Here is a 21,569-nt window from a genome sequence, read left to right as displayed (position 1 = left end):
ACATGCGGATTCTGGTGACCGGAGCCACCGGATATGTGGGCTCGCGCCTGATCACGGCGTTGCTGGCTGAGGGGCACGAGGTGCTGGCGGCCACCCGGAATCCGGAACGGCTCAAGCAGTTCGGCTGGTTCGAGCAGGTCATTCCGGTCAAGCTGGACGCCAGTGACCCCGCGGCAGCGCGCGCCGCCTTCGTCAGCGGTACCGAAGCGTCCGGCATCATCGACGCGGTGTACTACCTGATCCACGGAATTGGACAGGCCAACTTCCGGGACGCCGACAACATCTCGGCCGCCAACGTAGCCGCCGCAGCCAAGGAGGCGGGCGTACGCCGCATCATCTACCTGGGTGGGTTCGTGCCTGAGGACGAGGCGCTGTCGGAACACCTCAGTAGCCGTGCGGAGGTGGCCGCGGCCCTGATGGTCGACGGCGGGCCGGAGTTGGTGTGGTTGGGTGCCGCGATGATCATCGGCGCGGGTTCCACGTCGTTCGAGATCCTGCGCTACGTCGCCGACCGGTTTCCGTTCCTGCCGCTGCCGGCGTGGATGTACAACCCGATGGACCCCATCTCCATCCGCGACGTGCTGCACTATCTGGTCGCCGCGGCCGACCCGGCGCAGGTGCCGGCCGGCGCCTACGACATCGCCGGCCCGGAGACCACGTCCTACCGCGAAATGCTGAAGAAGTACGCCCGTATCTCGGGTCGCTGGCACGCCGGTGTGCGGATACCCGGTGTCGACACCTCGGTGGCGTCGTTGTTCACCGCGGTGGCGTTGCCGGTACCCAAGGGCCTGGCCGGCGACCTGGTCGAGTCGCTGGATCACCCGATGCGAGCCTCGGCCAGCGTGCTCAGCGACCACGTCCCCGACCCGCCCGGCGGTCTGCTGTCCGCCGACCAGGCGATCGCGCTGGCGCTCTCCGGCCACACCTTCGCCCCGCCGCGCCCGGTCAACGCGCTGGCCGATCCACATCACCTCGCCGACACAGATCCGGTGTGGGCAGGCGGCGACGCGTTTCGCATCCGGCAGTTGGCCGGGTCGGTGACACCGCCGCTGGTGCGGCCTACGCTGCGTTTGGTGAACAGCGTTCCCGGCCCGCTAGCCGGTGCGCTGCGCACCTACCTGGACATCCTGCTCGCCCTGACCCCGAAGGTCCGCCCTGCATGACACAGACCGCCCAAGCCGCCTGTCCGCGCCGCGCCTCCGCGTTCGAAGAGTTCCGCAACGCGATCTTCAAAGTGGCGGTGCCGCACCACGAGCCGCCCGCCGTCGTGTTGCGACGGCGGATCGTTGTCGGCATCACGTTGGTCGCCGGTGCGGTGGTGCTCGGGTTTTCGCTGCGCAGCAAGCCCGGCGACCCGGCCTTCTATTGGCTGACGCTGACGCTGGCCGCGGTCTGGTTCGCCGGCGCCTTCGTCTCCGGCCCGCTGCATCTGGGCGGGATCTGTTGGCGCGGACGCAACCAGCGCCCGGTGATCACCGGCACGTCGGTGGGGCTGCTGCTCGGCGGCGCCTTCGTGGTGGGCGCGCTGATCGTCCGCGAGATAACTCCGGTGGCCGCCCTGATCACCCGGGTGCTGCAGTACGCCAACCAGGGGTCGTTCCTGCTGGTTGTGCTGATCACCCTGGTCAACGGGGTGGCCGAGGAAACGTTCTTCCGCGGCGCGCTCTACACCGCGCTGGGCCGGCACCATCCGCTGGTGATCTCGACCGTGCTGTACGTGCTGGCCACCATGGCCGCCGGAAACTTCATGCTGGGCTTCGCCGGGATCATCCTCGGCACGGTCAGCGCGCTGCTGCGCCGGGCCACCGGCGGCATCCTGGCCTCAATGCTGACGCACTTCTTCTGGGGTCTGATCATGGTGCTTGTACTGCCTCCCCTGTTTGGGGTTTGACGACAGTCAGGTGCCTGACCACCGTCAGGCGGCTCTGCACATCGCGCAGTAGCGCCCGCAGCGCCGCCCGGCGCGCCGGGCGCACCGCGAACCAGTAGACCCGGCCGGGAATGCCGATCGGGATGAATGCCGCGCGCTGGGTATACAGGCTGCCGCTGCCGTTGCGGGGCTCGACCGTCAGTTCCAGCCAGTCCCGTCCGGGTGCGCGCCTGGTACCGCGCAACCGCACGGTGCGACCGGGTCCGCGCACCGCGACCTGCCAGCCTCGGTCGACGGCGGCGAGTTCGGCGGCGCGGCGGACGTCGTCGGGTTGCGCGGCGGTCGCCAGGGTCTGGACATCGGTGTAGGAGATCTCGCCCGCCCAGTCCGGGTCGCCGGGAAGCGGGTCGGCCGGCTCGGACGACAGCGAATCCCAGTCCGCTTCGGTCAGGCCGCGGGCGGCGCGGCCCAGCGCGAGTTCGACGGCCCGGCGGTAGCCGATCAGACCGTCGGGCGGCGGTTCGATGATGGAGTCCACGTCGGAGTTGCGCATCACCGCGTCACACTCCAGGGATTCGATCAGGGGCCGCGCCAACGTGGACGGGATCGGAGTCACGGTGCCCACCCAGAGGCTGGCGATGCCCGGCGTCAGGAACGGCAGCACGATCAGGCGCCGGGTGTGCAGGCCGGCGACTTCGGCGTAGGTGCGCATCATGTCGCCGTATTCCAGGACGTCGGGCCCACCGATGTCCCACGTCCGGGATTCCGGCACCGCCGCCGTCGCCGCTTCGACCAGGTAATGCAGCGCGTCGCGCACCGCGATCGGCTGGATCTTGTTATGCACCCACTTCGGGGTGGTCATCACCGGCAACCGGTCGGTGAGATGCCGGATCATCTCGAAGGACGCGGACCCGGATCCGATCACCACGCCGGCCTGCAGCACCACCGTCTCGATGCCGGACTCGATCAGGTGATCGCCCACCGCTTTGCGCGACTCGAGATGCGGTGACAGGTCGGCGTTCTCCGGGTGCAGGCCGCCCAGATACACGATGCGCCGGACGCCGGTGCGCTGCGCCGCGGTCACCACGTTGCGGACCGCACGGTCCTCCTCGGCGGCGAAGTCTTTCGACCCGCCCATGGAGTGGACCAGGTAGTAGACCACGTCGACGTCGTCGAACGCTTCGATCAGCGAGTCCACGTCGCTGAGGTCGCCCTTGGCCACCTCGGCCCGGTCCCGCCAGGGCACGTCCTCCAGCTTCTTCGGAGTGCGGGCCAACGCCCGCACCCGGTGGCCCTCGTCGAGCAATTTCGGAACCAGCCGGGCACCGATATATCCGGTCGCCCCGGTCACCAGGCAGCGAATTTGATCAGTCGTCACGGCAGTGATTCGGAGCCGACAGCGGCGTGGACGGGTCGGTGATCGCTAGGAATCGCTGAAGTTGGCGGAGCGGCGCTCCTGGAAAGCCCGGGTGCCCTCTTTGAAATCGGGCGCCTGCAGCAGGCCGGACTGCCCCTGAAATTCCCGCTCCAGGGCGGCGTCCAGTTCGGTCAGCGTCGCTGCGTTGATCGCCGTCTTGGTCTTGGCGAACGCCACCGCCGGGCCTTCGACCAACCGGGTGATCAGCTTGTCCACTTCGGCGTCGAACTGCTCGGCCGGATAGACCTCCGTCACCAACCCCCACTGCAGTGCCTCGGCGGCGCTCAACCGCTCGGGCAACAGTGCCATCCGCATCGCGCGCACCCGGCCGATCGCGGCCGCGATCAGGGCCGACGCGCCGCCGTCGGGCATCAACCCGATCTTGGTGAACGCCAGCATGAAAAACGCCTGCTCCGAAGCCAAGACGACGTCGCAGGACAGTGCGATGGACACGCCGACGCCGGCCGCCGGGCCCTGCACGACGGCTACCACCGGGTGCGGCAGCGTGGTGATGGCCCGGATCAGCCGGTTGATCTCCAGGATGATCTCGTCCGGGGGCACCCCACCGCTGCCGGACATGTCGTCGGCGCTGATCCCGGCGCCGGAGCTGAAACCGCGCCCCGCGCCGCCCAGTCGCACCACCCGGACCGCCGGATCGGTGGCGGCGGACTCCATGGCGTCGGCCAGGCCGGTGATCACCGGGGTGACCAGCGAGTTGAGGCTGTCCGGCCGGTTAATGGTCACCGACAGCACGCCGTCGGTCAGCTGGACGTCGAGGCCGTCGACGGGCGCAAGGGTGGCGATTGCAGATGCGGGCATGAGGCCCAGATTAAGTGACCGGGCTGCATCGCCGTCGACCGCGGCTGCGAATATGTGATCAACCGGTTGTTAGGCAACGAAGCTGACGAAAGGTCGGACACCATGGCGGGACCACTGCACGGATTGCGCGTCGTCGAGCTGGCCGGCATCGGCCCGGGCCCACACGCCTCGATGATCCTGGGCGACCTCGGTGCCGACGTAGTACGGATCAACCGCCCATCGGCGCACCCCGCTGGCGCCGTCAACGACACCACGAATCGCAACCGGCGGATCGTCGCCGCCGACCTGAAGTCTGACGAAGGGCGCGAGCTGGTGCTCAAGCTCGTCGCGAAAGCCGATGTGCTGATCGAGGGCTACCGGCCGGGCGTCACCGAACGACTGGGTCTGGGACCCGAAGACTGCGCCAAGGTCAACGAGCGGTTGATCTACGCTCGGATGACCGGCTGGGGACAGACCGGCCCGCGCAGCCAGCAAGCCGGTCACGACATCAACTACATCTCGCTCAACGGCATCCTGCATTCGATCGGCAGGGCGGGCGAGCGGCCGGTACCCCCGCTGAACCTGGTCGGCGACTTCGGTGGCGGCTCGATGTTCTGCCTACTGGGCATCTTGTCGGCGCTGTTCGAACGACAGACCTCCGGCCAGGGTCAGGTGGTGGACGCCGCCATGATCGACGGGTCCAGCGTGCTGATCCAGATGATGTGGCAGATGCGCACGTCGGGCATGTGGACCGATACGCGCGGCACCAACATGCTCGACGGCGGGGCGCCTTACTACGACACCTACGAGTGCGCCGACGGCCGCTACGTCGCGGTGGGTTCCATCGAGCCGCAGTTCTATGCGGCGCTGCTGGCCGGGCTCGGCCTGGACGCCGCCGATTTGCCCGACCAGAACGACGTCTCGCGCTGGCCGGAGCTGCGCGCAGTGCTGACCCGGACGTTTGCCGCCCACGACCGCGACCACTGGGCCAAGGTGTTCGCCGACTCCGACGCCTGCGTGACTCCGATCCTGGCGTTCGGTGAGGTCGAGACCGAGCCGCACATCACCGAACGCAACACCTTCTACGAGGTGAATGGCGGTCTGCAGCCGATGCCGGCACCACGGTTCTCCCGGACCCCGGCGGACACCCCACGCCAGGCCGAGCTGGGGGACGTCGAAGCGGTGCTGCGGGACTGGGTATAGTCCCAACCAACCAGTAGGTAGGGAAGCGGGACGGGAAGGACATACACGTGGAGATCAGGGACGCCGTCGCAGTCGTCACCGGTGGGGCATCGGGTCTGGGCCTGGCCACCACGAAGCGGTTGCTGGACGCCGGCGCGCAGGTGGTGGTGCTGGACCTGCGCGGTGAGGACGCGGTCAGCGCTCTGGGCGATCGCGCCCGCTTCGTCGCGGCCGATGTCACCGACGAATCCGCCGTCAGCGCCGCGCTGGACGTCGCCGAATCGCTCGGCACGCTGCGCATCAACGTCAACTGCGCCGGCATCGGCAATGCCATCAAGACGCTATCCAAGGACGGACCGTTTCCGCTGGACGCGTTCAAGAAGGTGGTCGGGGTCAACCTGATCGGCACGTTCAACGTGTTGCGGCTGTCCGCAGAGCGCATCGCCAAGGCCGAACCCATCGGAGAGGAGCGGGGCGTCATCATCAACACCGCCTCGGTCGCCGCGTTCGAGGGCCAGATCGGCCAAGCCGCGTACTCCGCGTCCAAGGGCGGTGTGGTCGGCATGACCCTGCCGATCGCACGCGACCTGTCGCGGGAGCTGATCCGGGTGGTCACCATCGCGCCGGGTTTGTTCAAGACGCCGCTGCTGGGGTCGCTGCCTGAGGAGGCGCAGCAATCGCTGGGCAAGCAGGTGCCGCACCCGGCCCGGTTAGGCGACCCGGACGAGTACGGTGCGCTGGCCGTGCACATCGTGGAGAACCCGATGCTCAACGGCGAGGTCATCCGGCTCGACGGTGCGATCCGGATGGCGCCGCGGTAGCCCATTCCGCGCCCGTAGCCGCGAGGCTGTAGTGAGGGCGTAGGTTTCCGCGCTATGGCGGCCTGCGTTCAGGCTCGGCGCCACCCGTTCAGGCTCGGCGCACCGGCCCCACCCCCAGGCACGAAAAAGCCCCCCGCGCTATGCGGGGGGCTTACTTCGGGAACCGCGGTTGCTCGCCTATCGGCGGAACCAGCGGGACGCGGTCGGTTCGGCCATCAGCAGCCGTGCTATGACGCCCATACTCTCACCTCAGCTCGCGGTCGGGAGGGGTTGCCACTCTTCGAACTGCTCCGAGGTCTCGCCCTCGACAAGCATGTCGCCGTGGTAGAGGGCCTCGAAGTCAGCCTTGATGACATCGGCACTGGTGTCGTCGATCCACATGACACTGAGCGTAAGGGCGTGGATTAAGGGATCTTTGAGTCACGATTCGGAAAATGGTGGCAATTCTTACCCACGGGTAGGTTCGCCACAGCCGCGCGAGGATACCCAATACGGCACCCGATGAACCGTCGGATAGCTGCAGTCGTCGCTGGCGCCGAGTCCTATTTGACACTCGTAAGTTAACGTTGCTAAGTTTTCGCGGAGTATAGTGCGGGGTCCGGGCGGGGTGGCTTACGCAGCCACGGAGGGACATCGACATGCTCCAGGGAATCGCCCGGCTGGCCATCGCGGCACCACGACGCATCATCGGCATCGCCGTCCTGGTTTTCATCGCCGCGGCGATCTTCGGCATCCCGGTCGCGAACAGTCTGTCGCCGGGCGGCTTTCAGGACCCGAACTCCGAGTCCGCGCGCGCTATCGCGGTGCTCACCGACAAGTTCGGGCAGAGTGGCCAGCAGATGCTGATCCTGGTCACCGCCCCCGGCGGGGCTGACAGCGAGCAGGCTCGCAAGGTCGGCACGGAGATCGTCGACGAACTCAAACAATCTCCGCTGGTGTACAACGCCACGTCGCCGTGGACCGCGCCGCCCGCCGCCGCGACCGAACTGGTCAGCAAGGACGGTCGGGCAGGACTGATCGTCGTCAACCTCAAAGGCGGGGAGAACGACGCGCAGAAGAACGCCCAGACCCTCGCCGACCGCATCGTGCACGATCGCGACGGCGTCAAGGTCGAGGCCGGCGGTTCGGCGATGGAATACGCACAGATCAACAAACAGAACCAGGCCGACCTGCTGGTCATGGAGATGATCGCGATTCCGTTCAGCTTCCTGGTGCTGGTCTGGGTGTTCGGCGGACTGCTGACCGCGGCGCTGCCGATGGCCCTCGGCGCGCTGGCCGTGGTGGGGTCGATGTCGGTGCTGCGGCTGGTCACCTTCGCCACCGAGGTGTCGATCTTCGCGCTCAACCTGAGTACCGCGTTGGGCCTGGCCCTGGCCATCGACTACACGCTGTTGATCATCAGCCGATACCGCGACGAACTCGCCGACGGGTGCGACAGCGAGCAGGCGTTGATCCGCACGATGGCCACCTCCGGCCGGACCGTGATCTTCTCGGCGGTCACGGTGGCGCTGTCGATGGCGGCGACCGTGCTGTTTCCCATGTACTTCCTCAAATCCTTCGCCTACGCGGGCGTTGCGACCGTGGCCTTCGTGGCGACCGCCTCGATCGTGGTCACCCCCGCCGCCATCGTGCTGATGGGTTCGCGCATCGACGCACTCGACGTGCGACGGCTGTTGCGCCGCGTTTTCCGTCGCCCCGAACCGGTGCACAAGCCGGTCGAGCAGCTGTTCTGGTACCGGTCCAGCAAGCTGGTGATGCGCCGCTGGCTGCCACTCGGCGGCGCGGTGGTGGCATTGCTGCTGCTGCTCGGGTTGCCGTTCTTCTCGGTGAAGTGGGGTTTTCCCGACGACCGGGTATTGCCGACGTCGGCGTCGTCGCATCAGGTCGGCGACCAGTTGCGCACCAACTTCGCGCGTGATTCGGCCACCGCGGTGCCGATCGTCGTGCCCGATGCCCGCGGCCTGAATCCCGACGACCTGAGCGCCTACGCCGCGGCGCTGTCCCAGGTTCCCGACGTGGCGGCGGTAGCGGCCCCGACCGGTTCCTTCGTGGCAGGTAAACCCGCCGGCCCGCCCGGCGGCGCCACCGGGATGTCCGGCGGCAGCGCCTTGCTGACCGTGAGCAGCACCGCGCCGCTGTTCTCGCAGGCCTCCGACACCCAACTCAAACGGCTGCACCAGGTGGCCGGTCCGGGCGACCGGGTGGTCGAGATGGCCGGCGTCGCACAGGTCAACCGCGACAGCGTCGACGCGGTGACCGACCGCCTGCCGTTGGTACTCGGCCTGATGGCCGGGGTCACGGTCGTGCTGCTGTTCCTGCTCACCGGCAGCGTGGTGCTACCGGTGAAAGCCCTGGTGTTGAACATGCTGTCGTTGACCGCGGCGTTCGGCGCGCTGGTGTGGATCTTCCAGGACGGTCATCTCGGCGCACTCGGGACGACCCCCAGCGGCACCCTGGTCGCGAACATGCCGGTGCTGTTGTTCTGTATCGCATTCGGACTCTCGATGGACTACGAGGTGTTCCTGGTATCCCGGATCCGCGAATACTGGCTGGCGTCCGGGGCGGCCAGACCGGCCACGCCGACCCCCGCCGAGGCGCACGCCGCCAATGACGAGAGTGTGGCACGCGGGGTGGCCCGCACCGGCCGGGTGATCACCGCGGCGGCGCTGGTCATGTCGATGTCGTTCGCGGCGCTGATTGCCGCCCACGTGTCGTTCATGCGGATGTTCGGTCTGGGCTTGACGCTCGCCGTGATCGCCGACGCCACCCTGGTGCGAATGGTCCTGGTGCCGGCCTTCATGCATGTGATGGGCCGCTGGAACTGGTGGGCCCCCAAGCCGTTGGTGTGGCTGCACGAGCGGTTCGGGATCAGCGAAGGCGGTGCCGCCGAGCAGACCGGTGCCGCTCGGGACGCAGCGGTCGCGGACGCCGGCCCGGCCGCGGCTCAGCCCGGCAACAACGGCCGCGAGATCCACGCCTCGGTGACCCGCAATGGTTGACGTGGCGGTGGGCGGACTGCGCCGCCGGCGCGCTCCCCGCGGGCTGGGGGATCGGCTGCGCCACGAAATCCTGGCTGCGGCCACCGATCTGTTGCTCGAAACCGGCCAGGCCCGGTCGGTCTCGATCCGCTCGGTCGCCGAGCGGGTGGGCGTCACGTCGCCGTCGATCTACCTGCATTTCAAGGACAAGGACGCACTGCTGGACGCGGTGTGCGCGCACTACCTGGACCGGCTCGACGACGAGATGGCGCATGCCGTCGTCGGGCAGCCGTCCGCCGTCGAGGTGCTGCGGGCGCAAGGGCGGGCCTACGTGCGGTTCGCGCTGCACACCCCGGAGCTGTACCGGTTGGCCACCATGGGTGAGTGGCGCTCGGGCAGCAACGTCGATATGGCGTTGGACAGCGCGGCGTTCAAGCACCTGCGCGCGTCGGTGCAGACGTTGATGGACGAGGGCGTGTACCGGGCCGACGATCCGACCGTGATCGCGCTGGAAATGTGGGCCGCGATGCACGGGCTGGCAGCGATCCTGATCGCCAAGCCGCATCTGCCGTTCGGTGACATCGACGCATTCGCCGACCGGGTGCTGGCCACGGTGCTGTGCGGGCATCTGGTGGCCGGGATCGTCGGCGCGGGTGCCAGCCCCCAGCAGTCGGCGGAGTGGGTGCTGGGACACCGTGCGCGGGAGCGGTCATGACGGCCGCGAAGGTGCAGAACCCGTTTTTCGCCCGGGTGTGGCCGGTGTTCGCCGCCCACGAAGCCGAAGCGGTGCGCGCGTTGCGTCGGGAGAATCTGGCCGGGCTTTCGGGCCGGGTGCTGGAAGTCGGCGCCGGCTGCGGCACGAATTTCGCCTACTATCCCGACACCGTGACCCAGGTGGTCGCCGCCGAACCCGAGCCACGGCTGGTGGCCAGGGCCCGGGCGGCGGCTGCGGATGCACCGGTCTCGGTGCTCGTCACCGATCAGACGGCCGAGGACCTCGACGACGGGCAGACGTTCGACGCGGTCGTCTGCTCGCTGGTGTTGTGCTCGGTGCACGATCAGACCGGCGTGCTGCGCCGGCTGCATTCGTTGCTGCGGCCCGGTGGGGAGCTGCGGTTCCTGGAGCACATCGCCAGTACCGGCGGCCGGGGTCGCCTGCAGCGGGTCGCCGACGCGACCCTCTGGCCGAAGCTGTTCGGAAACTGTCACACCCACCGCGATACCGAGCAGGCGATCGTCGACGCCGGGTTCGAGGTGTACACGTCGCGCCGGGAGTGGACGCTGCCGGCCTGGGCGCCGCTGCCGGTCTCGGAGTTGGCGTTGGGCCGGGCGCGGCGGGCCTGACTCATTGCGCCGAGCCTGTAGTGAGGCCGTGTTTTCGGACCCACGGACGGCCTGGGTACCGCGTCGGCGTCACCATTACAGGCTCGCCGCCCGATAGTTCAGCGCATCGCGCACTCGCGCGACGATCTGGTTCGGACTATCGGTCACTGTCACCCGAATAACGATCCAGCCGAGCCGCTCCAACGCTTCGCGCCGATGGTTGTCTCTGGTGTACTGCCAACGATCGACGCGATGATGTTCCCCGTCGTATTCAACGGCGACCATCAGGTGCTGCCAACCCATGTCGAGGTAGTACAGCTGCCCCCGGTCGGTGGTCACCGGTATCTGGGTAGTGGGACGGGGCAGGCCTGCCCGGAGTAGCAACAACCGCAGCGCGGTCTCTCGGGGCGATTGCGCACCGGCATCCACCAGCTGCATCGCCGCTTCCAGTTGCCTCAGTCCGCGGGCGCCGCGGTGCTGTTGCGCTATGGCGTCAACGTCCTCGACGGTGACGGCGGTGGCCCGCAGCAGCGCATCCAGCTGAGCTACCGCCGTGCCGAGTGGCTTGCGTCGACCGATGTCGAATGCGGTGCGTCGCGGCGTCGTGACAGCGAGCCCGGCAACCACCGAGTGGTCTTGGGACCTAAGGCGCACGTCGTAGGTGCGGATACCACGTGGTGGTCGGGTGTTTCGCCAGATCAATTCGATCGGCGATTGCTGGTCCACCCATCGCGAGCCGTGCCAGGCTGCAGCACTCAGCCCGGCCACTACGCCTCGGCGGAGCGACCACAACCATGCCGCCTCGGTACGCTGCCGCAGCGTCAACACTGCATCACGCTCGACGTAGACGTCGGGCAGCGCCGCGCGATACCGAGACCGCAGTTGACACCGCCGCAGCCGGCCGGAGGCTATCGCTTCGCTGCCGATGAAGGGGGAGGATTCCGAGTTCGTCATCACGGCAGGATCACGCCTTCGAAGGATGGTGCCTGACCGAATGAGCCCGGCGAACGCGCTGCTGTGCACCAACCTGGATCTGTGCGCAGCCGAGCCTGTAGTGAGGGCGCTATCCCGGCCCAGCCGACGGCCTGAGTACAGGGTCGGCGCCTCCAGTGCAGGTTCGACGCGCCCAGGCTCTAGTTCAGCAGCGCCGGGAGGCGTTCCAGCAGCCCGGGCAGCGCCGTACTCGCCGACTCACGCAGGCTCAGGGTGGCGCTGCTGCTCAACGGTGTGGGCTCGGGGTTGACCTCGATGACCGGGGTGCCGCGCGATATGGCCAGCTCGGGCAAGCCGGCGGCCGGGTAGACGATGGACGAGGTGCCGACGACCACCACCACGTCGGCGTTCTCGGTCGCCTCCACCGCGTGCCGCCACGGCCCCTGCGGCAGCGCCTCACCGAACCAGACGATGTCGGGCCGGATCAGCCCCCCGCAGTGGCACACCGGCGGCTCCACTTCGATCGCGGCTTCGGTCATCACCGGCAGCTGCTGCTCATACCGTGAACCACAACGCGCACAACGAAATTCGAAGAGACTGCCGTGCAGGTGGTGCACCCGGGCGCTACCGGCGCGCTCGTGCAGGTCGTCGACGTTCTGGGTGACGACGGTGACGTCGGCATGGTTCTGCCACTCCGCGATCGCCCGGTGACCGTCGTTGGGCTGGACGCCACCCACCAGGTAGTGGCGCCACAGATACCAGCCCCACACCCGCTCGGGATTACGTTCCCAGCCCTGCACGCTGGACAATTCGTACGGATCGAAGCGGGCCCACAAACCGTTCTTGTCGTCCCGGAACGTCGGCACCCCGCTCTCCGCGGAAATGCCCGCGCCGCTCAGCACCGCCACTCGCATCCCACAAACATAGCTGCGCGTGGGCAATACTGGGACTGTGGAACTGCGCGATTTGCTGAGGGTCGACGTCAAGGCGGGCAAGCCCCTGTTCGACCAGCTCAGAACCCAGGTGATCGACGGGGTCAGGGCCGGTTCGCTGCCGCCGGGCACCCGGCTGCCGACCGTGCGCGAGCTGGCCGGCCAGCTCGGCGTGGCGGCCAACACCGTGGCCCGCGCCTACCGCGAACTCGAGTCCGCGGCCGTCGTCGAAACGCGCGGGCGGTTCGGCACTTTCATCTCCCGGTTCGATCCGACCGACGCCGCGATGGCCGCCGCCGCCAAAGAGTACGTCGACGTGGCCCACGCCCTGGGGCTGACCAAGAACGACGCGATGCGCTACCTCACGAACGTCCCGGACGACTGAACTCCAGCAGAGTGATGTTGGGCCGCAACGAGTCCAACAGGCCCACCCGGTAGACCGTCGACATGGCGGCATTGAGCACCCGGCCGCGCCCGGGTGGCAGCTTCACGTCATGTACCGCGCTCACCCCCGGCACCGTGTTGACCAGGTCGGCGGCCTGCGCCACCGACAGGCTGAACGGCATCTCCGGAACCTTGTAGCGCAACGACGTCCGCAGGCCCACCCGGGTGAACAGGCTGAACCAGCGCGGCGGCACATCGAAGATCAGCTGACCGCCGGGGAACCGCTTGGCGCATTCGGTGATCAGTTCCATCGACTGCTCGGGTTGCAGATACATCAGCAACCCCTCAGCGGTGACGAACACCCCGTCGGTGGGGTCCACCGCGTCCATCCAGCTGTAGTCCAACGCCGACTGAGCCAGTGCCGACACCCGCGGCGACGCCGGCAGCAGCTGCCGTCGGATATCCACGATCGGCGCTAAATCGACCGTGAGCCAACGGAATTGACTGTCAGGCAGAGCGGCTTGCAGCCGCCAGAAGCTGGTCTGTAGACCCTCGGCCAGCGCTACCACGGTGGCCGAGGGGTGGGTACTGAGATACTCCTGGGCCGCTCTGTCGAAGGCCCGCGCCCGCAGCGCGATGTCCTGGCCGGTGCGGCCGAACTTGGCGAAGTCGAAGTCGATGGAATCCGCCAGGGTCACCGCCATCGGGTCCTCGATGATGGCGTCGGGGCGGCGCGCTTCGCCGGCTCTGGCGTTCAGGGTCAGCAGCGCCGTTTCCGAGACACCGGTGAGCGTCACCTGGTGCGGCTGCTGGCTCACCTGAGCACCTTGCCCAGGGTGCGCAGATTACGGCTGGTGGTCGACGACTTGTAGCGCTTCTGGCCCATGGTCGCGCCGATGGTGCTGTCCAGGGTGCTGCCTTTGGGCACCTGCCAGTAGATGACGCCGTCGCCGCGGCTGATCTGCTCCTTCGGGACGGGCTCGAGGTCGGCGAGTTCGTCGAGGATGTCGGCGTCGCTGACGAACGTGACGTAGGACTGGTACCCGTCGCGCTCGCGTTCGAACGGGTACGCCTCGTCGATGGCGCGCACGGTGTCGATGTCGTACGCGAGCACCCACGCCTCGTACCCGAACCTCTCGCGCAGGGCGGCCTCAGCCTTCTCACGCACGGCGGCGACCCCGGCCGACGACTCCAGCAGGATGTTGCCGGTGGCCAGGATGGTTCGCACGTTCTCGAACCCGGCTTCGGTCAGGGTCGCGGCCACGTCGGCCATCTTGAGATTGACGCCGCCGACGTTGACGCCCCGCAAGAATGCCGCGTACTTGGTCATGGCTCAATTTCACCAGGCCGGTATCGGACGTAGGCTTTCGGCATGGGGCGTCAAGTCTTCGACGACAAGCTGCTTGCCGTGATCAGTTGCAATTCGATTGGGGTGCTGGCCACCATCAAACGCGACGGGCGTCCCCAGCTGTCCAACGTGCAGTACCACTTCGACCCGCGGCAGCTGCTGCTGCAGGTCTCGGTCACCGAGCCGCGGGCCAAGACGCGCAACCTGCGTCGCGATCCGCGCGCCTCGCTGTTGGTCGACGCCGACGACGGCTGGTCCTACGCCGTCGCAGAGGGCGTCGCCGAACTCACCCCGCCGGCCGCCGCGCCCGACGACGCCACGGTCGAGGCGTTGATCAGCTTGTACCGCAACATCGCCGGTGAACACCCGGACTGGGACGAATACCGCGAAACTATGGTCACCGACCGGCGGGTGCTGCTGACGTTGCCGATCTCGCACGTGTACGGGATGCCGCCCGGCAAGCGATAGGCTGCCGAGCATGGCTGAATCGCAATCCCCGGAGGACGAGACCAAGCGCAAGTTTCGGGAAGCCTTGGAACGCAAGTCCGCGAAGTCGGCGGGGGGATCTGACCACAAGGATGGCAGCGGTAAGCAGGCACGGGCGCACGGTGCCGTCGGCAATCGTCGGGAATTCCGCCGCAAGAGCGGCTAGTCAGGCTCCGCGAAAGCTGTTGTCCGACAAGATGGTCCTGGTGCACTCACGGCGGGGTCGACGTCGGATCGCGGTCAGCCTGTGGTGTTGCGCCCGTGCAGTTCTAGACTGAGCTCGTGCCGAAGCTGCAGCTTGCCCAGGAGCCGGCCGCCGACGGCCTGCTGAGCGAGAATCCCTTCGCGTTGCTCGTCGGCATGTTGCTCGATCAGCAGATTCCGCTGGAGGTCGCCTTCGCCGGCCCCAAGAAGATCGCCGACCGGATGGGTGGCCTCGACGCCGCCGAGATCGCCGACTACGACCCAGACAAGTTCGCCGCGCTGTGCTCGGAAAAGCCTGCGATACACCGGTTTCCGGGTTCGATGGCAAAGCGGATCCAGACGTTGGCGCAGATCATCGTGGACCGCTACGACGGTGACGCGGCAGCGGTGTGGCAAGCCGGGGACCCCGACGGCAAGGAACTGTTGAAGCGCCTGAAGGCGCTGCCCGGTTTCGGCGAGCAGAAGGCGCGGATCTTTCTGGCGTTGCTCGGCAAGCAGTACGGCGTGACGCCGACGGGTTGGCGGGCTGCAGCGGGCGAGTACGGCAAGGCCGGCAGCCATCTGTCGGTCGCCGACATCTTCGACGCCGAGTCGCTCGGCCGGGTGCGGTCGTACAAGAAGCAGATGAAAGCTGCGGCCAAAGAGAACGCAACAGGAAAGGCGGCCAAGTGAAGACGCACATTACGTGTCCGTGCGGTGAAGCCATCGTCGGCAAGGACGAGGACGAGCTGGTGGAGTTGACCCAGGCTCACCTGGCCAGCGTGCACCCGGGGTTGGACTACGACCGCGACGCGATCTTGTTCATGGCCTACTAGCTGCAGGTCCCCGCGCCGCCTGGCGAAGGCGGTTGCGTGCTAGGGCACGACCGTAGTGCCGATGGTGGGCATGAACTGGCACTGCCGGTCTTTGGTCGTCACCTGGCCGAAGATCGTCGACATGATGCTGCCCGAACCGGTCTCGACGATCGCGGTCAGCGTCGTCGGCCCCTCACCGTTGATGTCGGTGCGCGGCTTGAGCGTGGCGCTGCCGGACTTGCCGGTGGTGAGGTTGATCCAGGTGACGTTCAACGGCAGCCGCTGCACCTCGGCGGGTCCCGGGGTGCCGACCGCGGTGAAGACGTAGGCGGTCTGGCCTGCCGCCGGGCCCGGCGTCGGGATGGCGGCCGGACCGGCCACCGACAGCGCCGTGGCCAGGGCGTTCGAGCCCTCACCCAGGCAGTTGGTGCCGATCGAGGGATACATGAAGTCCTGGGTGGGCGGGGTGTCCGGGCCGAAACCCGGCGGGGGAGCGGGGGCGCCTGCCGGGGCAGGGGCGGGTGCGGGTGTGGCCGCGGCGGCCGCCGGAGCGGCGACGGGTGCGGGTGCGGCCGGTGGTGCACTCGGTGCCGGGACCTCGGCACGGACCGGCGCGGGTCCGGGCAGCGGTGGCGACACCGGACGGGGATTGACCGGCTCGCCCACCGGTGGCGGGCCCGCGGCGTAGACGGGATCGACGCCGGCCGGCAGGTGCTGCGGGACGCCGGGCACCACCCCGGGCGCGGGGACGTGCGGCACCGGACCGGACTCGGCGGGGTTGGCCGCCGGCACGGCCGGTTCGGCCACGAACTGATGGACCGACGACGCGACGTTCTTGGATTCGGCGGGTGCCGCCGGGTTGCGGGTGAACGCCTGCGCCGCGGCCATCAACAGTTGCGTGGCTTGGGTCGGGTCGCTGGCTGCTTGCTGAATGATCGGACTCAACTGGGTCAACGCCGGCAGCCCAGGTAGCTGTTGGGCAGGGTCGGTCGGCGGTGCCGCCGGGTCGGCTGCCGCGCTCGGACTGAGTGCGAACGCGGCAGCCGATATGACGACGACTGCGGCCAAACCTCTGGACAGACTCCAAGTGCTTGCCACGGTGTTTCTCCCGGTTTTCAGTAGTTGGTCAGCCGTCGGCGGACAGGATTCAGGGCAGCGCCGCAAGCAGGGTCTGCGGACCTGCTGCCGCGGGCGCGGCGGCGGCGGGTGCCCCGGCGCCCGACAACCCCGGAATCGCTCCGCTCAGACCCGGAATCGCGCCAGCGAGTCCAGGAAGTGACGACGCCAGCCCGGGCAGCGACGCCGCGGGTGCAGCCGGAGCCGCCGCCGGAGCGCTCAAACCCGGAAGTGGCGACGTCACACCGGGGATGCCCGGCACAGCGGCCGGGGCTGGGGCGGCAGCCGCCGGCGCGGCGAGGGACGGCAGCGGCGTGTTGACGCCCGGAATGGACGGGACACTGGCCGGGGCAGGTGCCACGGGAGCAGGCGCAGCGCCGATCCCTGGGATCGGTGCATTCACCCCGGGAATCGTCGGGACCGTCCCGGGTGAGGGCGCGGCAGGTGCGGGTGCGGCCTGTGCGGGTGCGGCCTGACCCGGGATCACCGCGGGCAGGCTCAACCCGCCCGGAGCGGCGGGCGCCGGGTCCGGTGCGCGCAGCACACCCTGCGGAGCCGGCGACGTCGCCGGCGCCAACGGCGGGGTGGCGCCCAGAGCGGTGGCGAGGTTCTGCAGAATCTGCGGGGCGTTGGCGGCCGAAGCGATCAGCTGCTGAGGAATGTTGGGCGGCGCCGGCGCCGGCGCGGGGTCGGCGTGGGCGATACCGCCGGTCAGTAGTGCGGCGGACGAACCGACCAGAACGGCGGCGGCCCGTGCGTAGGTCCAAATGGATGGCATGACTCTCCCTGGTTGTCTTCAACTGGCTTCAGCAGGCCCCCGGAGGCCCCTGTGGACGAAGCTAGCCTGGTACAGAAGTGACTCAAGTGACACGTGTGGCATTTACGGGATCGTTACTGATACGAGTGGCAGCAGTGACCGGCCACCTGGGATTCGTTACGCCGCCGTGATGCAACGCGGCGCCACACCCGCAGAATGGTGCGCTGACTAAAGTCGGGCGGATAGACACCACTTCGGCCGCCCCGGCGGCAATGCCCACCAACCGGCGATGGGTCGCTTCGCTGGCACCGCTGGCGCTGATCTTCAGCGTCGGCGCGCGATTCGGCTGGACGTACCTGGCCCCGCACGGCGCGAACTTCGTCGACCTGCACGTATACGTGGGAGGCGCCTCGGCTCTGAACCACCCCGGCACCTTGTACAGCTACGTCTACGCCGATCAGACCCCCGACTTTCCGCTGCCCTTCACCTATCCACCGTTTGCTGCGGTGGTGTTCTACCCGCTGCATGTCCTGCCGTTTGGGGTACTGGCCTTCCTGTGGCAGGCCGCGACCGTGGCGGCGCTCTATGGCGTGGTGCGGCTGAGCCAACGGTTGCTCGGGGTGGCTGCAGACCGGCGCGCGGCGATGCTGTGGACTGCGGCCGCCATCTGGATCGAGCCGCTGCGCAGCAACTTCGACTACGGGCAGATCAACGTCTTCCTGGTCCTTGCCGTGTTGTGGGCGGTGTGCACCAGCAGGTGGTGGTGGTCGGGCCTGCTGGTCGGGCTTGCGGCCGGCGTCAAGCTGACTCCCGCGGTGGCCGGGTTGTACCTGCTGGGTGCGCGTCGGTGGGCGGCGGCGCTGTTCTCGGCGATCGTTTTCCTGGCGACGGTCGGGGTGTCGCTACTGATCGTGGGCGACCAGGCCCGCTACTACTTCACCGACCTGCTGGGCGACGCGCACCGGATCGGGCCGGTCGCGACGTCGTTCAACCAGTCCTGGCGCGGCGCCATCTCGCGGATCCTGGGTTACGACGCCGGTTACGGGCCGTTGGTGCTGATCGCCATCGCGGTGACGGCCCTGGTCGCGGTCCTGGCGTGGCGGGCGTTGGCGGCCGCCGACCAGCTGGGCAGGTTGCTGGTAGTGGAGATATTCGGGTTGCTGCTGTCACCGATTTCCTGGACGCACCACTGGGTCTGGTTGGTGCCGTTGATGATCTGGCTGATCCACGGGCCGCTAGGGGAACGGCCGGGGGCGAAGATCCTCGGGTGGGGCTGGCTGGTACTCACCGTCATCGGCGTGCCCTGGCTGCTGAGCTTCGCCCAGCCGACGATCTGGGTGATCAGCCGGCCGTGGTATCTGGCGTGGGCGGGCCTGGTCTACCCGGTGGCCGCGATGGTGACGCTGGTCTGGATCGCCGGGACGCGCCGCACGTCAACCGAGGCGCCCGCACCCGCGCAGCCGGGCGATCGCTGAGTCAGTCGCCGACGATCCCGTCGATATCGCGCGCCATGTCGATGTCGTGCTGGGTGATGCCGTTCTCGGCGTGCGTCACCAGGGCGAAAGTGACTGTCGTCCAACGGATGTCGATATCCGGGTGATGGTCCTTGGCTTCCGCGTGCTCGCCCACCCGGCGTACCGCGTCGATACCGTCCAGGAACTTCGGAAACTTCACGGCCCGCCGGATGGTGCCGTCGACCCGTTCCCAGCCGTTGAGCTCGGGAAGTGCGGCGTCTACTTGCTCGTCGGATAACACAGCCATGGCTCGTAGGTATACCCTCACTGCCCATGCCAAACCAGATCGTCGTAGCGGGAGCCCTGATCCGCGACGCGACTCTGCTGGTGGCGCAGCGCAATCGACCACCGGAGTTGGCGGGACGCTGGGAACTGCCCGGCGGCAAGGTGGCACCCGGCGAGACCGAGCCCGATGCGCTGGTGCGCGAGTTGAGTGAGGAGCTCGGGGTCGACGTGGCAGTCGTCGAGCGCCTGGGCGAAGACATCACCGTGAATGCGGCGACGACGCTGCGGGCCTACCGGGTCCGGCTGCTCGGTGGCGAACCGCGCGCCCACGACCACCAGGCGCTGCGGTGGGTGACCGCCGACGAGTTGCCCGACGTCGACTGGGTGCCGGCCGACCGCGCCTGGCTGGCCGACTTGGCCCGCGCGCTCTGACCCGCGACCTCTTTCCCAGCGCTGATTCTGCGCTGGGGGCGTCTTGAACTCGCACTTCTCCGCCTTGGCCGCAGAGTGAATCGGCTGACAATCAGCCCATCCAGGCCTCACCCAGTTCGCTATCCGCGAGCCCCGCTGCCACAATCACCGACGTGCCATTCCGTAACGTCGCCATCGTCGCTCACGTCGACCACGGCAAAACCACCCTGGTCGATGCGATGCTGCGGCAGTCCGGCGCCCTGACCCACCGCGGCGACGACACCCAGGAACGCATCATGGACAGCGGTGACCTGGAGAAGGAAAAAGGCATCACCATCCTGGCCAAGAACACTGCCGTGCACCGCCACGGTCCGGATGGGACGGTCACCGTAATCAATGTCATCGACACCCCCGGTCACGCCGACTTCGGTGGCGAGGTGGAACGCGGACTGTCCATGGTGGACGGGGTGTTGCTGCTGGTCGACGCGTCCGAGGGGCCGTTGCCGCAGACGCGGTTCGTGCTACGTAAGGCACTGGCCGCGCATCTGCCGGTGATCCTCGTCGTCAACAAGACCGACCGGCCGGACGCGCGCATCGCCGAAGTGGTCGAAGCCAGCCACGACCTGCTGCTCGATGTCGCCACCGACCTCGACGACGAGGCCGCCGCCGCCGCCGAACATGCGCTGGGTTTGCCGACGCTGTACGCATCGGGGCGGGCCGGGGTCGTCAGCACCACCCAACCCCTGGACGGACAGGTTCCGGACGGCACCAACCTGGATCCGCTGTTCGAAGTCCTCGAGAAACACGTCCCCGCTCCGACCGGTGACCCCGAGGCGCCGCTGCAGGCCCTGGTCACCAACCTGGACGCGTCAGCCTTCCTAGGCCGGCTCGCGCTGGTGCGCATCTACAACGGCAAGCTGCGCAAGGGCCAGCAGGTGGCGTGGATGCGCGAGGTGGACGGACTGCCGGTCATCACCAACGCGAAGATCACCGAACTGCTGGCCACCGAGGGCGTCGAGCGCAGTGCCACCAGCGAGGCGGTGGCCGGGGACATCGTCGCCGTGGCCGGGCTGCCCGAGATCATGATCGGCGACACGCTGGCCGACCCCGACCACGCGCACGCGTTGCCGCGCATCACCGTCGACGAACCGGCGATCTCGGTCACCATCGGCACCAACACCTCGCCACTGGCCGGCAAGGTCTCCGGGCACAAGCTGACCGCCCGCATGGTCCGCAACCGCCTGGACGCCGAACTCGTCGGCAACGTCTCCATCCGGGTGGTCGACATCGGCCGGCCCGACGCCTGGGAAGTGCAGGGCCGCGGTGAGCTGGCGTTGGCGGTGCTGGTCGAGCAGATGCGCCGGGAGGGTTTCGAGCTCACCGTCGGCAAGCCCCAGGTAGTGACCCGCACCATCGACGGCAAGCTGCACGAGCCGTTCGAGGCGATGACCATCGACTGTCCCGAAGAATTCGTCGGCGCCATCACCCAATTGATGGCCGGGCGCAAAGGCCGGATGGAGGAGATGAAGAACCACGCCGCCGGTTGGGTCCGGATGGACTTCATCGTGCCCAGCCGGGGTCTGATCGGCTTCCGCACCGACTTCCTGACCCTGACCCGCGGCACCGGCATCGCCAACGCCGTGTTCGACGGGTACCGGCCCTGGGCCGGCGAGATCCGCGCCCGGCACACCGGGTCGCTGGTCTCCGACCGCACCGGCACCATCACCCCGTTCGCCATGCTGCAACTCGCCGACCGCGGCCAGTTCTTCGTCGAACCGGGCCAGGACACCTACGAAGGCATGGTCGTCGGGATCAATCCGCGCGCTGAGGATCTCGACGTCAACGTCACCCGCGAGAAGAAGTTGACGAACATGCGTTCCTCGACCGCCGACGTGATGGAGACACTGGCCAGGCCGCTGGAACTCGACCTGGAACAGGCCATGGAATTCTGTGCGGCCGACGAATGCGTCGAGGTGACCCCGGAGATCGTCCGGGTCCGCAAAGTAGAACTGGATGCGACATCCCGGGCCCGCTCGCGGTCGCGCGCGAAGGCTCGGGGTTAAACCGGGTGCTGCT

25 protein-coding genes are annotated in these 21,569 nt (G+C 68.2%); 15 read left to right on the top strand and 10 right to left on the bottom strand.

The window, feature by feature from the left end:
* The first annotated feature begins 2 nt into the window (after positions 1 to 2).
* Together AC5Y3Z_RS21735 and AC5Y3Z_RS21730 are read left to right on the top strand one after the other, a co-directional pair.
* Positions 3 to 1,163, top strand: coding sequence for an NAD(P)H-binding protein (locus tag AC5Y3Z_RS21735; protein ID WP_463826771.1), 1,161 nt, complete (start codon positions 3 to 5; stop codon positions 1,161 to 1,163).
* Positions 1,160 to 1,891, top strand: a complete 732-nt coding sequence (locus AC5Y3Z_RS21730; protein ID WP_463826770.1) for a CPBP family intramembrane glutamic endopeptidase — start codon at positions 1,160 to 1,162, stop codon at positions 1,889 to 1,891. The genes AC5Y3Z_RS21735 and AC5Y3Z_RS21730 overlap by 4 nt, the downstream gene beginning before the upstream one ends.
* On the opposite strand, the gene AC5Y3Z_RS21725 is transcribed toward AC5Y3Z_RS21730, so the two are convergent.
* Positions 1,854 to 3,248, bottom strand: coding sequence for a DUF2867 domain-containing protein (locus tag AC5Y3Z_RS21725; RefSeq protein ID WP_463826769.1), 1,395 nt, complete (start codon positions 3,246 to 3,248; stop codon positions 1,854 to 1,856). The genes AC5Y3Z_RS21730 and AC5Y3Z_RS21725 overlap by 38 nt on opposite strands.
* Before the next feature lie 45 nt (positions 3,249 to 3,293).
* The gene (locus tag AC5Y3Z_RS21720; protein WP_463826768.1) at positions 3,294 to 4,106 is read right to left on the bottom strand and encodes an enoyl-CoA hydratase; all 813 of its coding nucleotides are present in this window, start codon (positions 4,104 to 4,106) and stop codon (positions 3,294 to 3,296) included.
* A gap of 102 nt (positions 4,107 to 4,208) precedes the next feature.
* Between AC5Y3Z_RS21720 and AC5Y3Z_RS21715 the strand changes: the two genes are divergently transcribed.
* Positions 4,209 to 5,288: a CaiB/BaiF CoA transferase family protein gene (locus AC5Y3Z_RS21715; RefSeq protein WP_463826767.1), complete on the top strand. Its 1,080-nt coding sequence runs from the start codon at positions 4,209 to 4,211 to the stop codon at positions 5,286 to 5,288.
* 47 nt (positions 5,289 to 5,335) lie between these two features.
* Complete coding sequence (locus AC5Y3Z_RS21710; RefSeq protein WP_463826766.1) at positions 5,336 to 6,088, top strand: 3-hydroxyacyl-CoA dehydrogenase; 753 nt, start codon at positions 5,336 to 5,338, stop codon at positions 6,086 to 6,088.
* A 249-nt stretch (positions 6,089 to 6,337) separates the two neighbouring features.
* On the opposite strand, the gene AC5Y3Z_RS21705 is transcribed toward AC5Y3Z_RS21710, so the two are convergent.
* Positions 6,338 to 6,469: a hypothetical protein gene (locus AC5Y3Z_RS21705; RefSeq protein ID WP_463826765.1), complete on the bottom strand. Its 132-nt coding sequence runs from the start codon at positions 6,467 to 6,469 to the stop codon at positions 6,338 to 6,340.
* A 257-nt stretch (positions 6,470 to 6,726) separates the two neighbouring features.
* Between AC5Y3Z_RS21705 and AC5Y3Z_RS21700 the strand changes: the two genes are divergently transcribed.
* The 3 genes from AC5Y3Z_RS21700 to AC5Y3Z_RS21690 are packed head-to-tail and all read left to right on the top strand — an operon-like array spanning position 6,727 to position 10,410.
* Positions 6,727 to 9,087 (top strand): MMPL family transporter, encoded by a 2,361-nt coding sequence (locus tag AC5Y3Z_RS21700; protein ID WP_463826764.1) that lies wholly within the window; start codon positions 6,727 to 6,729, stop codon positions 9,085 to 9,087.
* Positions 9,080 to 9,781, top strand: a complete 702-nt coding sequence (locus AC5Y3Z_RS21695) for a TetR/AcrR family transcriptional regulator (protein ID WP_463826763.1) — start codon at positions 9,080 to 9,082, stop codon at positions 9,779 to 9,781. Before AC5Y3Z_RS21700 ends, AC5Y3Z_RS21695 begins: the two co-directional genes overlap by 8 nt.
* Positions 9,778 to 10,410, top strand: a complete 633-nt coding sequence (locus AC5Y3Z_RS21690) for a class I SAM-dependent methyltransferase (protein WP_463826762.1) — start codon at positions 9,778 to 9,780, stop codon at positions 10,408 to 10,410. The genes AC5Y3Z_RS21695 and AC5Y3Z_RS21690 overlap by 4 nt, the downstream gene beginning before the upstream one ends.
* A 75-nt stretch (positions 10,411 to 10,485) precedes the next feature.
* On the opposite strand, the gene AC5Y3Z_RS21685 is transcribed toward AC5Y3Z_RS21690, so the two are convergent.
* Together AC5Y3Z_RS21685 and AC5Y3Z_RS21680 are read right to left on the bottom strand one after the other, a co-directional pair.
* The gene (locus tag AC5Y3Z_RS21685; protein ID WP_463826761.1) at positions 10,486 to 11,343 is read right to left on the bottom strand and encodes an endonuclease domain-containing protein; all 858 of its coding nucleotides are present in this window, start codon (positions 11,341 to 11,343) and stop codon (positions 10,486 to 10,488) included.
* Positions 11,344 to 11,522: 179 nt separating this feature from the next.
* Positions 11,523 to 12,236 carry an NAD-dependent deacylase gene (locus AC5Y3Z_RS21680; RefSeq protein WP_463826760.1) on the bottom strand — a complete coding sequence of 238 codons (714 nt, stop codon included), beginning with the start codon at positions 12,234 to 12,236 and terminating at the stop codon, positions 11,523 to 11,525.
* Between the two features lie 37 nt (positions 12,237 to 12,273).
* Here AC5Y3Z_RS21680 and AC5Y3Z_RS21675 point away from each other — a divergent pair, with 37 nt between their 5' ends.
* On the top strand, positions 12,274 to 12,639 hold the full coding sequence (locus tag AC5Y3Z_RS21675; protein WP_463826759.1) for an Rv1152 family transcriptional regulator: 366 nt from the start codon (positions 12,274 to 12,276) through the stop codon (positions 12,637 to 12,639).
* On the opposite strand, the gene AC5Y3Z_RS21670 is transcribed toward AC5Y3Z_RS21675, so the two are convergent.
* Both AC5Y3Z_RS21670 and AC5Y3Z_RS21665 read right to left on the bottom strand, forming a co-directional pair.
* Entirely contained in the window at positions 12,617 to 13,456 is an 840-nt protein-coding gene (locus tag AC5Y3Z_RS21670; RefSeq protein ID WP_463826758.1) for a class I SAM-dependent methyltransferase, read from the bottom strand. The genes AC5Y3Z_RS21675 and AC5Y3Z_RS21670 overlap by 23 nt on opposite strands.
* On the bottom strand, positions 13,453 to 13,968 hold the full coding sequence (locus tag AC5Y3Z_RS21665) for a DUF1697 domain-containing protein (RefSeq protein WP_463826757.1): 516 nt from the start codon (positions 13,966 to 13,968) through the stop codon (positions 13,453 to 13,455). The genes AC5Y3Z_RS21670 and AC5Y3Z_RS21665 overlap by 4 nt, the downstream gene beginning before the upstream one ends.
* A 42-nt stretch (positions 13,969 to 14,010) precedes the next feature.
* Here AC5Y3Z_RS21665 and AC5Y3Z_RS21660 point away from each other — a divergent pair, with 42 nt between their 5' ends.
* The 4 genes from AC5Y3Z_RS21660 (at position 14,011) to AC5Y3Z_RS21645 (ending at position 15,491) form a co-directional block, all read left to right on the top strand.
* A complete protein-coding gene (locus AC5Y3Z_RS21660) occupies positions 14,011 to 14,454 on the top strand; it encodes a PPOX class F420-dependent oxidoreductase (RefSeq protein ID WP_463826756.1) in 444 nt (147 codons plus the stop codon).
* A 10-nt stretch (positions 14,455 to 14,464) separates the two neighbouring features.
* A complete protein-coding gene (locus AC5Y3Z_RS21655; protein WP_463826755.1) occupies positions 14,465 to 14,638 on the top strand; it encodes a DUF5302 domain-containing protein in 174 nt (57 codons plus the stop codon).
* A 116-nt stretch (positions 14,639 to 14,754) separates the two neighbouring features.
* Positions 14,755 to 15,348, top strand: a complete 594-nt coding sequence (locus tag AC5Y3Z_RS21650; RefSeq protein WP_463826754.1) for an HhH-GPD-type base excision DNA repair protein — start codon at positions 14,755 to 14,757, stop codon at positions 15,346 to 15,348.
* Complete coding sequence (locus tag AC5Y3Z_RS21645; RefSeq protein ID WP_063892814.1) at positions 15,345 to 15,491, top strand: hypothetical protein; 147 nt, start codon at positions 15,345 to 15,347, stop codon at positions 15,489 to 15,491. Before AC5Y3Z_RS21650 ends, AC5Y3Z_RS21645 begins: the two co-directional genes overlap by 4 nt.
* A gap of 39 nt (positions 15,492 to 15,530) precedes the next feature.
* On the opposite strand, the gene AC5Y3Z_RS21640 is transcribed toward AC5Y3Z_RS21645, so the two are convergent.
* Together AC5Y3Z_RS21640 and AC5Y3Z_RS21635 are read right to left on the bottom strand one after the other, a co-directional pair.
* Positions 15,531 to 16,568 (bottom strand): Rv1157c family protein, encoded by a 1,038-nt coding sequence (locus tag AC5Y3Z_RS21640; RefSeq protein WP_463826753.1) that lies wholly within the window; start codon positions 16,566 to 16,568, stop codon positions 15,531 to 15,533.
* A 49-nt stretch (positions 16,569 to 16,617) separates the two neighbouring features.
* Positions 16,618 to 17,364, bottom strand: a complete 747-nt coding sequence (locus tag AC5Y3Z_RS21635; RefSeq protein WP_463826752.1) for a hypothetical protein — start codon at positions 17,362 to 17,364, stop codon at positions 16,618 to 16,620.
* A gap of 203 nt (positions 17,365 to 17,567) precedes the next feature.
* Between AC5Y3Z_RS21635 and AC5Y3Z_RS21630 the strand changes: the two genes are divergently transcribed.
* Positions 17,568 to 18,818 carry a mannosyltransferase gene (locus tag AC5Y3Z_RS21630; protein ID WP_463826826.1) on the top strand — a complete coding sequence of 417 codons (1,251 nt, stop codon included), beginning with the start codon at positions 17,568 to 17,570 and terminating at the stop codon, positions 18,816 to 18,818.
* A gap of 1 nt (position 18,819) precedes the next feature.
* Here the strand turns inward: AC5Y3Z_RS21630 and AC5Y3Z_RS21625 are convergent, their stop codons facing one another.
* Positions 18,820 to 19,104, bottom strand: coding sequence for a 4a-hydroxytetrahydrobiopterin dehydratase (locus AC5Y3Z_RS21625; RefSeq protein ID WP_463826751.1), 285 nt, complete (start codon positions 19,102 to 19,104; stop codon positions 18,820 to 18,822).
* Between the two features lie 26 nt (positions 19,105 to 19,130).
* On the opposite strand from AC5Y3Z_RS21625, the gene AC5Y3Z_RS21620 reads away from it, so the two are divergent.
* A complete protein-coding gene (locus AC5Y3Z_RS21620) occupies positions 19,131 to 19,514 on the top strand; it encodes a (deoxy)nucleoside triphosphate pyrophosphohydrolase (protein WP_463826750.1) in 384 nt (127 codons plus the stop codon).
* Between the two features lie 152 nt (positions 19,515 to 19,666).
* Complete coding sequence (gene typA / locus AC5Y3Z_RS21615; protein WP_463826749.1) at positions 19,667 to 21,556, top strand: translational GTPase TypA; 1,890 nt, start codon at positions 19,667 to 19,669, stop codon at positions 21,554 to 21,556.
* Positions 21,557 to 21,569: the final 13 nt, after the last annotated feature.

Source organism: Mycobacterium sp. NGS61, from assembly GCF_059812325.1.
This window is presented reverse-complemented; position numbering and strand designations above follow the sequence as displayed.

Coding starts and splice junctions, on each gene's coding strand:
- AC5Y3Z_RS21685 (WP_463826761.1), bottom strand. CDS start 11,343: ATGACGAACTCGGAATCCTCCCCCTTCATCGGCAGCGAAGCGATAGCC.
- AC5Y3Z_RS21680 (WP_463826760.1), bottom strand. CDS start 12,236: ATGCGAGTGGCGGTGCTGAGCGGCGCGGGCATTTCCGCGGAGAGCGGG.
- AC5Y3Z_RS21715 (WP_463826767.1), top strand. CDS start 4,209: ATGGCGGGACCACTGCACGGATTGCGCGTCGTCGAGCTGGCCGGCATC.
- AC5Y3Z_RS21625 (WP_463826751.1), bottom strand. CDS start 19,104: ATGGCTGTGTTATCCGACGAGCAAGTAGACGCCGCACTTCCCGAGCTC.
- AC5Y3Z_RS21665 (WP_463826757.1), bottom strand. CDS start 13,968: ATGACCAAGTACGCGGCATTCTTGCGGGGCGTCAACGTCGGCGGCGTC.
- AC5Y3Z_RS21635 (WP_463826752.1), bottom strand. CDS start 17,364: ATGCCATCCATTTGGACCTACGCACGGGCCGCCGCCGTTCTGGTCGGT.
- AC5Y3Z_RS21700 (WP_463826764.1), top strand. CDS start 6,727: ATGCTCCAGGGAATCGCCCGGCTGGCCATCGCGGCACCACGACGCATC.
- AC5Y3Z_RS21720 (WP_463826768.1), bottom strand. CDS start 4,106: ATGCCCGCATCTGCAATCGCCACCCTTGCGCCCGTCGACGGCCTCGAC.
- AC5Y3Z_RS21620 (WP_463826750.1), top strand. CDS start 19,131: ATGCCAAACCAGATCGTCGTAGCGGGAGCCCTGATCCGCGACGCGACT.
- AC5Y3Z_RS21655 (WP_463826755.1), top strand. CDS start 14,465: ATGGCTGAATCGCAATCCCCGGAGGACGAGACCAAGCGCAAGTTTCGG.
- AC5Y3Z_RS21705 (WP_463826765.1), bottom strand. CDS start 6,469: ATGTGGATCGACGACACCAGTGCCGATGTCATCAAGGCTGACTTCGAG.
- AC5Y3Z_RS21735 (WP_463826771.1), top strand. CDS start 3: ATGCGGATTCTGGTGACCGGAGCCACCGGATATGTGGGCTCGCGCCTG.
- AC5Y3Z_RS21660 (WP_463826756.1), top strand. CDS start 14,011: ATGGGGCGTCAAGTCTTCGACGACAAGCTGCTTGCCGTGATCAGTTGC.
- AC5Y3Z_RS21695 (WP_463826763.1), top strand. CDS start 9,080: ATGGTTGACGTGGCGGTGGGCGGACTGCGCCGCCGGCGCGCTCCCCGC.
- AC5Y3Z_RS21730 (WP_463826770.1), top strand. CDS start 1,160: ATGACACAGACCGCCCAAGCCGCCTGTCCGCGCCGCGCCTCCGCGTTC.
- AC5Y3Z_RS21690 (WP_463826762.1), top strand. CDS start 9,778: ATGACGGCCGCGAAGGTGCAGAACCCGTTTTTCGCCCGGGTGTGGCCG.